Raw genomic sequence first — 14,397 nt, 5'->3', positions numbered from 1 at the left:
CGCTCAGGCCCGAATTTAAGTGGCCGGTAATAGTACGTAGGGACCCATGTCAAGGGTTCCCACCGGGCATGAAATTCAGGTAACCCACCCATGTCGAGTATGTCGCTCGGCCCCGCCATCTCGGGCCCCCGCGTTGTCCTGGCCAGGACAGGGAAGGCAGGATGACCGCATGACGCACGCGATGCTGAAGGGGTCGAACGTCCCTCTCGAAACCACGGCGGTCCGCGCCGTGCTGCGCTGGACCAGCGGCCAGGGCGTGCCCGACGTCGACGCCTCGGCCCTGCTCCTCGGCCCCGACGGTCGCGTACGGTCCGACGAGGACTTCGTCTTCTACAACCAGCCCCGGCACCCCTCAGGCAAGGTCTGGCGGCTCGGCAAGAAGCGCGTCACCGACGGACTCACCGACACGATCCAGTCGGACCTGGCCGGCCTCGGCCCCGAGGTCGGCCGCGTCCTCCTCGTGGCCTCGGCGGACGACGTCCCCTTCGACCGCGTACCCGCCCTGCGGATCCTCCTGTACGACGCCGCGGCCGCCGAGGGCGAGCCCCTCGCCCACTTCGACGTGAAGCCGGAGACGGGCGCCGAGACGGCACTGATCTGCGGCGAGCTGTACCGGCGCGGCGAGGGCTGGAAGTTCCGGGCCCTGGGCGAGGGCTACTCGAACGGCCTGGTCGGCCTGGCCACGGACTTCGGCATCTCGGTGGACGAGTCGGAGCCGGCGACGGATCTTCCGGCGTCGTCCCCGCCGGGCCCGATGCCGGCCGCCGAACCGTCCTTCCCGCCACCGGCCCCCGACACCTCGTTCACGGGATCGGGGTCGGGGTCGGCGTCGGGGTCGGGGTCCGGGTCGGGGTCCGGGTCGGGGTCCGGTTGGGGATCCGGGTCGGATTCGGGTTCGGGTTCGGGTTCGGGTTACGGGTATCCGCAGGCGCCCGCGCCGCAGCCCCTCGCTGCGTCGCTCCCCCAGGCCGCGCCCCAGCCCGTCTCCCAGCCGTCGTACGGGTATCCGCCGGCGGCGCCCACGCAGCCCGCGCCGCTCGCCATGCCGGTGCCGACGACGCAGCCCGCGTACGGCTATCCGCAGCCGGTGCAGCCGCTGCCCGACCCGAACTTCGCCCTGCCGCCGCAGGGCCCGCAGTTCATCTCCCGCTGAGACCGCGACCGGCCCCGGGCGACTCGGGGCCGGACAGGGGCCGGACAGGGCGGCGGGGCAGAGGCCCCCGCGTCGGGCCTAACGCTCCCCGACCTTGGACTTGTACCCCCGGCCCCACTGAAGTCCCCACCCGTACAGCCGGTCCAGCTCGGCCTGGAACCCGTACACGAACTTCACCTCGCGTCGCACGATCAGCTCGCCCTTGACGTTCTCGATCGTGACGACGGCGCAGGAGCGGGCCTGTGGGGCGCGCTCGTCGAGGCTGATCTCGACGCGTGGTCCGTTGCTCGGGTAGAGCGTGACGTGGGCGTGCGTACGGTCGAACGCCGGTGTCTGGTCGTAGATGTAGACGAAGACAAGCAGTCGCTTGATGGACTCGCGGTGATCGAGATTGACGTAGATCGTCTCACCCGACGCCGAGCCGAACCGGTCGTCCCCGCTGAGCTTCACGTACGGCGGCGCGTTGAGCGCGCCGAAGAAGCTGCCGAGCGGCTGCACCACGCCCTTCTCCCCGTCGGTCAGTTCGTAGAGACAGCCGAGGTCAAGGTCCACATTGACCATGCTCTGCGTATGGGCCTGCACCACATCGGGCTTGAACAGCTTGAAGGGGTGCCGCAGCAGGCTCTCGCGCTCCGGGCCGCCGATGTCCGAGGTCCGCATCCGCCAGGACAGGTTGATGCGCAGATTTCCGGTGGCCGCCCCCTGTTTGGTGAGCGAGACAACCGGGTGCCGCTTGGTGAGTTCGATGGAGTTCGATGCGGCGCTGCCCGACTCGAACTCCGCCGCACGCCCCCGCCACAGTCCGTCCCAGAAGGACATTTCGCCCCCAAGTGCCCATGTTTCATGGTCCAGTTACGCCGACGGGGCGGCCGGTGAGGAGTTCTCCTCGCAGACCGCCCCGCTCACAGCGTTCCAGGATCAGAGCCCGGACGAAACCTCAGCCTTCTCGCCCGAGGCCGTCACTTTTCCCTCGGCGGCCGCGATTCGCGAGTTGCGACGCACCGACGACCAGAACGACCAGGCGATCAGGATGACGCCGACCAGGCCCGTGATGACCTCGTTGATCTCGTACTGAATCGTGACCAAGAGGATCACGGCGAGGGCGCCGATCGCGTAGTGCGCGCCGTGCTCCAGGTACACGTAGTCGTCCAGGGTGCCCTGGCGGACCAGGTAGACCGTGAGCGAACGGACATACATGGCACCGATACCGAGGCCGAGCGCCATCAGCACGATGTCGTTGGTGATGGCGAAGGCGCCGATGACGCCGTCGAAGGAGAACGAAGCGTCCAGGACCTCGAGGTAGAGGAACATGAAGAACGCGGCCTTGCCCGCCATCACTATGGCCGGCGCGGCCTTGCCGCTCTTCCTGGCCTCTTCCTCGACCTCGTGCTCGCGCTCCTCTTCCTCCTCCAGGCGGTTCTCGAAGTACCCGGAGAGACCGCCCACGATGAGATAGGTGATCAGACCGGCGATGCCGGCGATGAGCACTGTCTCGGCCTTGTCCACATGGACGCCACCGTGCTGGTGGGCGTGCGTGGCCACGGTGAACGAGGAGATCAGGAGCACGATCATCGCGATGCAGACCGACAGCATGTCGACCTTGCCGAGCTTGGCGAGCGGACGCTCGATCCAGCGCAGCCACTGGACGTCCCGCTCCTCGAAGATGAAGTCGAGGAAGATCATCAACAGGAACATGCCACCGAACGCGGCGATCGACGGATGCGCGTCGGTCACCAGCTGCTGGTACTTGTCCTTGTCGTTGAGCGCGAGCTTGACCGCCTCGATGGGGCCGAGCTTGGCGCTGACCGCGACGATCACGACGGGGAAGACCAGTCGCATACCGAAGACGGCGATCAGCACACCGACCGTGAGGAAGATCTTCTGCCAGAAGGCATTCATCTTCTTCAGGATTCCGGCATTGATCACCGCGTTGTCGAAGGACAACGAGATCTCGAGGACGGCAAGGATCGCGACGACCCCGAATGCCGTCCATCCGTCATAGAACACCGCCGCGACCAGGCCGAGCGCAGTAATTGCGAACGACCAGCCGAAGGTTTTCAAAACCACTGGCTACCCCATCAAGTGAGTACGGGTCTCCCCCGCGCCGGTAGGACGGGGCTCCCCCGCTCCGCGCACGGCTTTACGAAACATTGACCCCGAAGTCTAGAGCGATGCCGCGGAGGCCCGACGCGTACCCCTGCCCAACGGCGCGGAACTTCCATTCGCCGCCGTACCGGTACACCTCGCCGAAGATCATCGCGGTCTCCGTGGACGCGTCCTCGCTCAGGTCGTAGCGGGCGAGTTCCTGACCGTCCGCCTGATTGACCACGCGGATGAACGCGTTGCTGACCTGGCCGAACGTCTGTCCTCGGTTGTCCGCGTCATGGATCGAGACCGGAAAGACGATCTTGTCGCAGAACGCCGGCACCTTGGACAGGTCGATCAGAATCGACTCGTCGTCGCCCTCACCCTCACCGGTGAGGTTGTCACCGGTGTGCTCGACGGAGCCGTCCGGGCTGGTGAGCTGGTTGTAGAAGATGAACCACTCGTCGCCGAGCACCCGGCCGTCCTTGCACAGCAGCGCGCTGGCGTCGAGGTCGAAGTCGGCTCCGGTGGTGGAACGCGCGTCCCAGCCGAGTCCGATCAGCACCTGCGTGAGGTTCGGTGCGGCCTTGGAGAGGGAGACATTGCCCCCCTTGGCGAGCGTGACGCCCATGATCGTGGTCCTCCCCGGTGTGATGTCGCTTGAGTTGTCGAGCGCGTCCGGCGCCGCACTCGCGTGCGGCGCCGGACGGTCATGCGGTCGTGCTCGGCTCAGACGTTGACGCCGAAGTCCTGCGCGATGCCGCGCAGACCGGAGGCGTAACCCTGGCCGATGGCGCGGAACTTCCACTCCGCGCCGTTCCTGTACAGCTCGCCGAAGACCATGGCGGTCTCCGTCGAGGCGTCCTCGGAGAGGTCGTACCGGGCGATCTCCGCCTCGCCCGCCTGGTTCACGACGCGGATGAACGCGTTGCGCACCTGGCCGAACGACTGCTGACGGTTCTCGGCGTCGTAGATGGAGACCGGGAACACGATCTTGTCCACATCGGCCGGGACGCCGGCGAGGTTGACCTTGATCTGCTCGTCGTCACCCTCACCTTCACCCGTGATGTTGTCGCCGGTGTGCTCGACCGAGCCGTCCGGGCTCTTCAGATTGTTGAAGAACACGAAGTTGGCGTCACTGCTGACCTTGCCCTCCGCGTTCGTCAGGATGGCGCTGGCGTCAAGGTCGAAGTCCGTACCGGTGGTGGTACGGACGTCCCACCCGAGGCCGATGATGACCGCGGTCAGGCCAGGAGCCTCCTTGGTCAGCGATACGTTGCCGCCCTTGCTGAGACTGACTCCCACGAGTCCTCCCATTGGTGTCGGGGGCGGGGAGCCCCGTCGTGCATTGGTATCGGATCAACGTCTGGATCCTAGTGACCGGTTCCCGGCAGCCACAGGCTCCGCACCCGAAGAATCCCAGGGTGTCATCCCCGGGACATCCCCGAGAGATGCGCGAACCACTCCCGTGTGACCCCTGAGGGGTCAGAGGGTGTCGATCGCCTTGACGTACTCATTGAGGTCGCGGGCGTCCGGCAGGCCGTTGACGACGGTCCAGCGGACCACGCCCTCCTTGTCGATGATGAAGGTGCCGCGCACCGCGCAGCCCTTCTCCTCGTCGAAGACGCCGTACGCGCGCGAGGCCTCGCCGTGCGGCCAGAAGTCCGACAGGAGCGGGTACTCGAGGCCCTCCTGCTCGGCGAAGACGCGCAGGCTGAACGGCGAGTCGTTCGACACGGCGAGCAGCTGGACGTCGTCGTTGACGAACTTCGGCAGCTCGTCGCGCAGGGCGCACAGCTCGCCGGTGCAGACGCCGGTGAAGGCGAACGGGTAGAAGAGCAGCACCACGTTCTTCTCACCCCGGAAGTCCGAGAGCCGCACGGTCTCGCCGTGCTGCGTCTTGAGCTCGAAATCCGGAGCCTTCGTGCCGACCTCGATCGTCATGGTCAAGCTTTCCTTCCGTGGAGCCGTTCGGGTGAGGCCCAGCCTAGGCGCCGAGGGCGGTACCCCGGCGTGGGGCCCCGGCGCGGGACCCCACGTGGCCACGTGGCCCGGGCAAGCGTGCGGCCCCCGTCGACGCGTCATGGCGTCGGCGGGGGCCGCACGGAGTGTCTGCTGGGGTCTTTCGTCGGCTAGCGCTTCTTGGCGGCCGCCTTCGGCGTGACAAGGCGGCTACCGGCCCAGTCCTTGCCCACGCTGATGCTCTTGGTCTGCGAGAGCCCGGCAGTGGTGGCGGCCTCGCCGATCTCGCTCGGCTCGACGTAACCGTCACGCCCGGTCTTCGGCGTCAGGAGAAGGATGGAACCGCCTTCTTCCATGTACGCGATGGCATCCACCAGAGCGTCAGTAAGGTCCCCGTCGTCCTCGCGGAACCAGAGCACCACGGCGTCAGCCACGTCGTCGTAGTCCTCGTCGACGAGCTCGGAGCCGATGGCCTGTTCAATAGCCTCGCGGAGCTCCTGATCGACGTCGTCGTCGTAGCCGATCTCCTGGACCACCTGGTCGGGCTGGAACCCAAGCCTTACGGCAAGGTTCGTCTCCGCGTGGTCCGCGGTCGCGCTCACGGATTGCCTCCTGATCATGTTTACGAAGTTGTCTGCGGCTTCGCGCGAGCGCGAAGCGTTGGCCGTAGTCCACACGGGCGGGGCGGATCGCGCAAGTACCCGGCCCCCGAGACCGCCGAAACGGTGACGTTCCAGGCGGTGTCACCGCATCTTCAGTCAAGGATCCCCGCAGGCCGGTGATGTATGCCACACCGTTCTGTCGGATTTGCCCACCCTGCGGATGACGGTCGTCCACCTCAGCCGAACGGCCTCACGAAACTGGTGAACCACATGAGCGTATCGTTGCGATTTGGCCGCACCCGCCCGGGGAACCCCGGGGAATCACTCCGATTACCCCGCGGTAGAGATGACGATTGTGCCCCCGAGGTACACGATGGGGAGCGGCGCAGCCCCATTGCACCCCAATTGCACATCTCGACCGACAGTGAAGGAACAGCGTGGTTTCCGGATCCGATCGCAATCCGATCATCATTGGCGGCCTCCCCAGCCAGGTCCCGGACTTCGATCCCGAAGAGACCCGGGAATGGCTCGACTCCCTCGACGCCGCCGTCGACGAGCGCGGGCGCGAGCGGGCCCGCTACCTGATGCTCCGGCTGATCGAGCGCGCCCGCGAGAAGCGTGTGGCCGTGCCCGAGATGCGCAGCACGGACTACATCAACACGATCGCGACCAAGGACGAGCCCTTCTTCCCCGGCAACGAGGAGATCGAGCGCAAGGTCCTGAACGCGACCCGCTGGAATGCCGCGGTGATGGTCTCCCGCGCCCAGCGCCCCGGCATCGGAGTGGGCGGCCACATCGCCACCTTCGCCTCCTCCGCCTCGCTCTACGACGTGGGTTTCAACCACTTCTTCCGCGGCAAGGACGACGGCAAGGGCGGCGACCAGATCTTCTTCCAGGGCCATGCGTCGCCGGGCATCTACGCCCGCGCGTATCTCCTGGACCGCCTCACCGAGGGCCAGCTCGACTCCTTCCGCCAGGAGAAGTCGAAGGCTCCGTACGGCCTGTCGTCGTACCCGCACCCCCGGCTGATGCCGGACTTCTGGGAGTTCCCCACCGTCTCCATGGGCCTCGGCCCGCTGGGCGCGATCTTCCAGGCGCGGATGAACCGCTACATGCAGGCCCGCGACATCGCCGACACCTCCGCGTCGCACGTCTGGGCTTTCCTCGGCGACGGCGAGATGGACGAGCCCGAGTCGCTCGGCCAGCTGTCGATCGCGGCCCGTGAGGGCCTCGACAACCTGACCTTCGTGGTGAACTGCAACCTGCAGCGTCTCGACGGCCCGGTGCGCGGCAACGGCAAGATCATCCAGGAACTGGAGTCGCAGTTCCGCGGCGCCGGCTGGAACGTCATCAAGCTGGTCTGGGACCGCAGTTGGGACCCGCTGCTCGCGCAGGACCGCGACGGCGTCCTGGTGAACAAGCTGAACACCACGCCCGACGGCCAGTTCCAGACGTATGCCACCGAGCCCGGCTCGTACATCCGCGACCACTTCTTCGGCGGCGACCACCGGCTGCGCGCGATGGTCGAGAACATGACCGACGACCAGATCCTGCACCTGGGGCGCGGCGGCCACGACCACAAGAAGATCTTCGCGGCCTTCCAGGCGGCCAAGGAGCACAAGGGCCAGCCGACGGTCATCCTGGCGCAGACGGTCAAGGGCTGGACCCTCGGCCCCAACTTCGAGGGCCGCAACGCGACCCACCAGATGAAGAAGCTGACGGTCGACGACCTCAAGGGCTTCCGCGACCGGCTGCACCTGCCGATCACCGACAAGCAGCTCGAGGACGGCGCCCCGCCGTACTACCACCCGGGCCGCGACTCGGAGGAGATCCAGTACATGCACGACCGCCGGCACGCGCTCGGCGGCTATGTGCCGACCCGTGTCGTGCGGTCCAAGCCGCTGGCGCTCCCCGACGACAAGACGTACGCGAGTGTGAAGAAGGGCTCCGGCCAGCAGTCGATCGCCACCACCATGGCGTTCGTCCGGCTGCTCAAGGACCTCATGCGGGACAAGGAGATCGGCCGCCGCTTCGTGCTGATCGCGCCGGACGAGTACCGCACGTTCGGCATGGATTCGTTCTTCCCGAGCGCGAAGATCTACAACCCGCTCGGCCAGCAGTACGAGTCCGTGGACCGCGACCTGCTGCTCGCGTACAAGGAGTCGCCGACGGGCCAGATGCTGCACGACGGCATCTCCGAGGCGGGCTGCACGGCCTCGCTGATCGCCGCGGGATCGGCGTACGCGACGCATGGTGAGCCGCTGATCCCGGTCTACGTCTTCTACTCGATGTTCGGTTTCCAGCGCACTGGTGACCAGTTCTGGCAGATGGCCGACCAGCTGGCGCGCGGTTTCGTGCTGGGCGCGACCGCCGGCCGGACGACCCTGACCGGTGAGGGTCTGCAGCACGCGGACGGTCACTCGCAGCTGCTCGCCTCGACCAACCCGGCCTGTGTCGCCTACGACCCGGCCTTCGGCTTCGAGATCGCGCACATCGTGCAGGACGGTCTGCGACGGATGTACGGCGCCACCGCTGAGCACCCGCACGGCGAGGACATCTTCTACTACCTCACCGTCTACAACGAGCCGCTGCAGCATCCGGCCGAGCCCGCCGATGTCGACGTGGAGGGCATCCTCAAGGGCATCCACCGCTTCAGCCCGGGCACTTCGGGCACCATCCCGGCGCAGATCCTCGCCTCGGGTGTCGCGGTGCCGTGGGCCCTGGAGGCGCAGCAGATCCTCGCCACGGAGTGGAACGTCAAGGCGGACGTCTGGTCGGCGACCTCCTGGAACGAACTGCGCCGCGAGGCCGTCGAGGTGGAGCGGCACAATCTGCTGCACCCCGACGAGGACCAGCGCGTCCCCTATGTCACGCAGAAGCTGTCCGGCTCGGAGGGCCCGTTCGTCGCGGTCTCCGACTGGATGCGGTCCGTGCCCGACCAGATCTCCCGCTGGGTGCCGGGCACGTACCAGTCGCTCGGCGCGGACGGCTTCGGCTTCGCGGACACGCGCGGCGCGGCCCGGCGCTTCTTCCACATCGACGCCCAGTCGATCGTGGTGGGTGTGCTCACGGAGCTGGCCCGGGAGGGCAAGGTCGACCGCTCGGTCCTGAAGCAGGCGATCGACCGTTACCAGCTCCTCGACGTCACGGCGGCCGACCCCGGCCCTGCGGGCGGCGACGCGTAGGGGCCTGGTCCCGACGGTCGTAGAGGTTCGAGGTGCGGTGCGGCCACGGGGGCCGCACCGCACCTCGCTTTCTTTCATCTCAGCGCTCCCAGACCTTGAACGCCCTTACCCGGTAAGGGGATTGGGGCGCCCATGTGCCGCTGCCGGGATAGGTCTGGAACTCCCCCGTCTCGGCGCACTCGGCGGACTGATAGGCCGTGACCGGCCGTCCGGTGCGATTGGCGAGAGCCTGCGCGCTGCCCCCCTCCGGCAGCGCGATGCAGCTCTCGATGTCGATCCCGGACAGCTCGTACGCCTGCCGGTGCCCCTTGAACTCCGGCTTCTCCCACAGGCACAGCTCCCCCGCCGCGCAGTCCCCCGATGTCGGCGGGGCGGCGGCGCCCGCATGAACCGGTGTCAGCAGGACGGCCGCCAGCGCGGCCGCGGCCGTCATCGGCAGCGTCGTACCCATCGCGGCGCGCATCCTCGTACCCATATCGATCAACCCCCGTGTCGTGCCGGTCACTTGTCTGCACTCTGAACCGGCGGGCGATCGGACGGGAAGAGCTGACGGAGCAGATCACTCGGATAAGCGAAATGCCCCCAGGATTTCCCTGAGGGCACTTCGGGGTGCGTGCGAGGGTGGTTCGGGGGTGGTCTGCGGGTTTCCCCCGAGGGGCGGCTTTCCCGATGGATGCTGCCCCCGACGAGGGTGTTCTCCGAGGGGCTTCCCCCGATGCGCGCTAGATGTGTGCGGCCCCCGCGCCCGCCTCCGCGTTCGCCCCGCGCTTGGTCAGCAGCGCGACGAAGATCGCCACGACGGCGACGCCCGCGGCGACCAGGCAGGCCAGGCTCATGCCGGAGATGAAGGTGTCGTGCGCGACCGAGGTGATCTTCTCGGCGAGCGCGGCCGGGGTGCCCTTCGGGACCGGGCCCACGCCGACCTGGACCGCCTCGGACGCCTGGTCCAGCTGGGCAGGCGTGAGCGGCGGAAGCTTGGCGTCGGTCCAGTTGCCCGCGAGGTCGTTGTCCACCTTCGAGGCCATCACGGCGCCGAGCACAGCGGTGCCGAGGCTTCCGCCGATCTGCATGGCGGCCTGCTGGAGGCCGCCCGCGACGCCGGAGAGCTCCATCGGGGCGTTGCCCACGATGACCTCGGTGGCGCCCACCATGACGGGAGCCAGGCCCAGGCCGAGGAGGGCGAACCACAGCGACATGGCGCCGCTGCCCGTGCCCGACTCCAGCGTGGACATGCCGTACATGGCGACGGCGGTGAGCAGCATGCCGCCCGCGAGCGGGATACGCGGACCCACCTTCGTGATCATCGCGCCGGCCAGCGGCGAGCCCACGATCATCATTCCGGTCAGCGGCAGGAGGTGCAGACCGGAGTCGACAGGGCTCATGCCGTGCACGTTCTGCAGATAGAAGGTGACGAAGAAGAGCCCGCCCATGAAGGCGATGGCCATGAGCACCATCAGGACCACACCGGCCGACAGCGGCACCGAGCGGAACAGAGCCAGCGGGATCAGCGGCTCCTTGATGCGCGTCTCCCAGATCGCGAAGAGCGCGAAGCACAGCACGGAGGCCGCCAGGAACGTCCAGGTCAGGCCGTCGCCCCAACCCCACGTCGGGGCCTTGATGAGCGCCCAGACCAGGCAGAACATCGCGCCGGAGAGCAGCACGATGCCGAGGATGTCGAAGGATCGCGGCGCGTTCTCGGCGCGGTGGTCCTTGAGGATCAGGAGCCCGAGGACGAGGGCGATGACGCCGACGGGGACGTTGATGAAGAAGACGGACTGCCAGCTGACGTGCTGGACGAGCAGCCCACCGAGGATCGGGCCGCCCGCGGTCGAGGCGCCGATCACCATGCCCCAGATGCCGATCGCCATGTTCAGCTTCTCTGCGGGGAAGGTGGCCCGCAGGAGGCCGAGCGCGGCCGGCATCAGGAGCGCGCCGAACAGGCCCTGGAACACCCGGAAGGTGACCACCAGGGCGATGCTGTCCGACAGGCCGATGGCCCCCGAGGCCGCAGCGAACCCGATCACGCCGATGAGGAAGGTCTGCCGGTGACCGAACCGGTCGCCGAGCTTGCCCGCGGTGATCAGCGTGACCGCGAGGGCGAGGAAGTAGCCGTTGGTGATCCACTGGACGTCGGCGAAGCTCGCGCCGAGGTCCTTCTGGATGGCCGGGTTGGCGATGGCCACGATGGTGCCGTCGAGGGCGACCATCATCACGCCGATCGCGACGGAGAACAGCGTCAGCCAGGGGTGGCCGCGAAGCCCCTTGGCCGGGGCCGGAACGGACACGGGCTCCGGAGCCTTGTCCGCCTTGTCGACGGTGGTCTGACTAGTCATGCGTTCGAGGCTAATGACAGCGACTGACAGTTGACAAACCAATTCACAAGTCGGTAACTGTCACGTTGCTCACAGGTAAGCTGAGCTGGGCAAACAGACGCAAAGAGGGGCGCGAGTGAAGACGCAGGAAGCGCGTTCAGGACTACGGGAACGCAAGAAGCAGCGCACCCGCGACGCCCTGCTGCGCTCCGCGCTGGAGCTCTTCACTACAAAGGGGTACGACCACACGACGGTTGACGAAATCGCGGAGGCTGTCGACGTCTCGCAGCGCACCTTCTTCCGGTACTTCACCAGCAAGGAGGAGACCGCGTTCGCGGTCCAGGACATGGTGGAGTCCCGCTTCGTCACCCTCCTGCGCGAACGCCCTGCGGCCGACAGCCCGTTCGAGGCCCTGCGCGGTGCCGTGCTCGATGCATGGGACACCCTCGGCGAGCCCATCGAGGAGGTCGTTCCGGTCGAACTCCACATGCGCACCTACCAGATGATCGAATCCACCCCCTCCTTGATCGCCGTCCACCTGCGCCGCTCCACGGAGCTGGAGGAGGAGATCGCGCGCGTGATCGCCGAGCGCGAGGGCCTCGACGTGGAGACGGACCTGCGCCCCCGCGTGACAGTGGCCGCGTTCAGTGGCGTGATGCGCATGGCCGGGCGGCTGTGGGGCGCCGGCGAGGACATCAGCGTCGAGTCGATCCGCGAGGTCACGGAGTCATATCTCGACCAACTGGGGCCGGTGTTGGCGGGGAAGTGGCGCACAGAGTGACCGACCGTGCACTCCCGCGCGCGAGGGGCGTAATCGGCACCTACAGAGTGTGACGCCACCACCCAAGCTAGGTCCGTTTTGCCCTAATTGCCCTACTGGAAACGTGATCTGCCTCACCGATTTCGTGGGTTGGTCCGCGGTTCTCCTAGGGTGTCCCGCAGTGACTTCCTTCGACTCATCCCCGCAACTCAGCGTCTGGCGCGCACTGCTCGCACTGGCCGTCGTGTTCGTCATGCTGGCGACCACCGGCTGGACCGCCGTGCGCCACAAGGGCGTCACCTCGCCGGTCAACGCCGCCATCACGGCGTGGGAACACGGCCACCTCAACGGGCGCGCCCTGCCGGACCCGGACGGCTCGCCCGCCCGCCTCGCGCAGTTCTTCGCCTCACTCACCAGCCAACAGCGCACCCGGATCGCCACCCACTACCCGCTCGCCGTCGGCAACATGAACGGCGCGCCGGTGGAACTGCGCTACCGCGCCAACCGCATCGCCCTCGACCAGGCACGCAAGGTGGCGCGGAAGAGCACGCACGACAACCGGCTCTCCGCCGCGGGACAGCACGACGCCGGCCAGCGCATGAACCGGTACGCGTCGCTGATGCGCCCCGACCGCAAGATCCTCGCCTTCGACCCCCTGGGCACCGGCCGCGTCGCCGAGGTCTTCGGGGACCTCGACAAGGCCCAGCGCGTCTCGGTCGTGGTCCCCGGAGTCGACACCAACCTCCTCACGTTCCAGCGGACCGTCCGCAAGTACTCGGCGCCCGTCGGCATGGCTCGCTCCCTGTACAACGCGGAGCGCACCGCCGGACCCGGCACACGGACCGCCGTGATCGCCTGGGCCGACTACACGACGCCCGCAGGTCTCGGCGTCGACGCGGCCACCGCGATGCGCGCGGAGGAGGGCGCCACCCGGCTCAACGCCCTGGTGCGCGCCCTGCCGGGCCGCACCCCCGTGGCCCTGTACTGCCACAGTTACGGCTCCGTGGTGTGCGGTGTCGCCGCACGCAAGCTGCCCTCCCGAGTGAGCGACATAGCGGTGGCCGGCAGCCCCGGCATGCGCGCCGGGAAGGCCTCGAAACTGGGTACCCACGCGCGCGTGTGGGCGATGCGGGACAGCGACGACTGGATCCAGGACGTGCCGTATCTGGAGGTCGGCGGGATCGGCCACGGCGCCGACCCCGTCTCCCGGGGCTTCGGCGCCCGGGTCCTGTCGGCAGCCGGCGCACGTGGGCACACCGGCTATTTCGAGCCCGGTACGGAGAGCCTCAGCAACTTCGCCGACATCGGCGTCGGTTCGTACCGCACCCTGCGATGTGCGACCGGGCATGACACCTGTCGTGACGGATCTTCCGGCGCCGCGTCTGCCTGACGCGCGTAGAAATCGGTGAAACAGGGGCACGACGCAACAGGGGACGGAGGCGCGCGTGCCGCATACGATGAGCCGCATGGGTGACGTACTGGCCGGATTTCATGCCGCCTGGGAGTTCGAGTCCGACTCCGTGCTCATCCGCTTCGAACGGGGAATCCGCACGCCGAAGCTGCTGAATGCACTCGGTGAGCGCCGCATCCCCTATGAGGCGATCACGGCGGTGACACTCACTCCCGGCAAGCGTGGGACCGTCGTCCTGCGCGCCGTGCCGAGACCGGGCGCCGATCCGCTGATGGACGCGGCCGCGGGACAGCTCAAGGAGGGGTGCGACCCCTACCGGCTGGTCCTGCCCGCCGAGCGCGAGACACTCGCCGAGTACTACGCGGACGAGCTGCGCGGCGTGCTGGCCCTGAACGACGGCGGACCAGCGGGCCGCTATCTGGTGGCGGCACCCGAGGCGCCGCTGCACTTCAAGGCCTACGACGGCAAGGCCTCCTTCGACGGCAAGTCCGTGGCTTTCCGATGGTTCTGGACCGGGGCGTCGTCCGCGAAGTGGAAGGCCGGCGACAAGAGCTTTCCCGTCTCGGATCTGAGCGGCGTCGAATGGCGCTCGCCCGAGGTCTTCGAGGGCCATCTCCGACTTTTGCGCCGCGACACGTCCGAGCAGCCCGCCCAGGCCGACCAGGACCCGGCCGCCGTGATCTTCGGTCTCGGGTACGGGCCCGTGCACGAGTCGCTGCCCTTCGCCGCGTCCATCCTCGCCGCCGTACGGGCCGGGGTCTCGGCCGTGCCCGCGTCCGGCGCCTCCCCTGCCCGGCGTGACCCCGCGGACATCGCCGACCGCATCCGTCACCTGGGCGAGCTGCACCAAGCGGGCCTCGTCACCGACGCCGAGTTCTCGACGAAGAAGGCCGAGCTGCTGGCGGAGCTGTAGGGCGGCCCCGGCAT

13 protein-coding genes are annotated in these 14,397 nt (G+C 68.0%); 5 read left to right on the top strand and 8 right to left on the bottom strand.

The window, feature by feature from the left end; genetic code table 11:
- Positions 1-169: 169 nt before the first annotated feature.
- The gene (locus OHA58_RS24950; RefSeq protein WP_405481492.1) at positions 170-1,153 is read left to right on the top strand and encodes a TerD family protein; all 984 of its coding nucleotides are present in this window, start codon (positions 170-172) and stop codon (positions 1,151-1,153) included.
- Positions 1,154-1,231: 78 nt separating this feature from the next.
- Here the strand turns inward: OHA58_RS24950 and OHA58_RS24945 are convergent, their stop codons facing one another.
- The 6 genes from OHA58_RS24945 to OHA58_RS24920 all read right to left on the bottom strand — a co-directional run bounded on the left by OHA58_RS24945 (position 1,232) and on the right by OHA58_RS24920 (position 5,802).
- Positions 1,232-1,972, bottom strand: a complete 741-nt coding sequence (locus OHA58_RS24945) for a Tellurium resistance (protein ID WP_116502289.1) — start codon at positions 1,970-1,972, stop codon at positions 1,232-1,234.
- 99 nt (positions 1,973-2,071) lie between these two features.
- The gene (locus OHA58_RS24940) at positions 2,072-3,220 is read right to left on the bottom strand and encodes a DUF475 domain-containing protein (RefSeq protein ID WP_405481490.1); all 1,149 of its coding nucleotides are present in this window, start codon (positions 3,218-3,220) and stop codon (positions 2,072-2,074) included.
- Positions 3,221-3,293: 73 nt separating this feature from the next.
- Positions 3,294-3,869: a TerD family protein gene (locus tag OHA58_RS24935; protein WP_100591940.1), complete on the bottom strand. Its 576-nt coding sequence runs from the start codon at positions 3,867-3,869 to the stop codon at positions 3,294-3,296.
- Positions 3,870-3,967: 98 nt separating this feature from the next.
- Entirely contained in the window at positions 3,968-4,543 is a 576-nt protein-coding gene (locus OHA58_RS24930) for a TerD family protein (protein WP_405481488.1), read from the bottom strand.
- A 180-nt stretch (positions 4,544-4,723) separates the two neighbouring features.
- Entirely contained in the window at positions 4,724-5,182 is a 459-nt protein-coding gene (locus OHA58_RS24925; RefSeq protein WP_100591938.1) for a peroxiredoxin, read from the bottom strand.
- A 188-nt stretch (positions 5,183-5,370) separates the two neighbouring features.
- Positions 5,371-5,802, bottom strand: coding sequence for a DUF3052 domain-containing protein (locus OHA58_RS24920; RefSeq protein ID WP_405481486.1), 432 nt, complete (start codon positions 5,800-5,802; stop codon positions 5,371-5,373).
- 437 nt (positions 5,803-6,239) lie between these two features.
- Between OHA58_RS24920 and aceE the strand changes: the two genes are divergently transcribed.
- Positions 6,240-8,987, top strand: coding sequence for a pyruvate dehydrogenase (acetyl-transferring), homodimeric type (aceE, locus tag OHA58_RS24915; RefSeq protein WP_405481485.1), 2,748 nt, complete (start codon positions 6,240-6,242; stop codon positions 8,985-8,987).
- A 79-nt stretch (positions 8,988-9,066) separates the two neighbouring features.
- Here the strand turns inward: aceE and OHA58_RS24910 are convergent, their stop codons facing one another.
- Together OHA58_RS24910 and OHA58_RS24905 are read right to left on the bottom strand one after the other, a co-directional pair.
- Entirely contained in the window at positions 9,067-9,438 is a 372-nt protein-coding gene (locus tag OHA58_RS24910) for a peptidase inhibitor family I36 protein (RefSeq protein ID WP_405481484.1), read from the bottom strand.
- Positions 9,439-9,709: 271 nt separating this feature from the next.
- Positions 9,710-11,320: an MFS transporter gene (locus OHA58_RS24905; protein WP_405481483.1), complete on the bottom strand. Its 1,611-nt coding sequence runs from the start codon at positions 11,318-11,320 to the stop codon at positions 9,710-9,712.
- 115 nt (positions 11,321-11,435) lie between these two features.
- On the opposite strand from OHA58_RS24905, the gene OHA58_RS24900 reads away from it, so the two are divergent.
- The 3 genes from OHA58_RS24900 to OHA58_RS24890 all read left to right on the top strand — a co-directional run bounded on the left by OHA58_RS24900 (position 11,436) and on the right by OHA58_RS24890 (position 14,383).
- On the top strand, positions 11,436-12,080 hold the full coding sequence (locus OHA58_RS24900; protein WP_405481482.1) for a TetR family transcriptional regulator: 645 nt from the start codon (positions 11,436-11,438) through the stop codon (positions 12,078-12,080).
- A gap of 160 nt (positions 12,081-12,240) precedes the next feature.
- Positions 12,241-13,449, top strand: coding sequence for an alpha/beta hydrolase (locus tag OHA58_RS24895; RefSeq protein WP_405481481.1), 1,209 nt, complete (start codon positions 12,241-12,243; stop codon positions 13,447-13,449).
- Between the two features lie 76 nt (positions 13,450-13,525).
- Positions 13,526-14,383 (top strand): DUF4429 domain-containing protein, encoded by an 858-nt coding sequence (locus OHA58_RS24890; protein WP_405481479.1) that lies wholly within the window; start codon positions 13,526-13,528, stop codon positions 14,381-14,383.
- Positions 14,384-14,397: the final 14 nt, after the last annotated feature.

The organism is Streptomyces sp. NBC_00009 (genome assembly GCF_045040855.1).
In the GTDB taxonomy this organism is placed as follows: Bacteria; Actinomycetota; Actinomycetes; order Streptomycetales; family Streptomycetaceae; genus Streptomyces; species Streptomyces aureus.
This window is presented reverse-complemented; position numbering and strand designations above follow the sequence as displayed.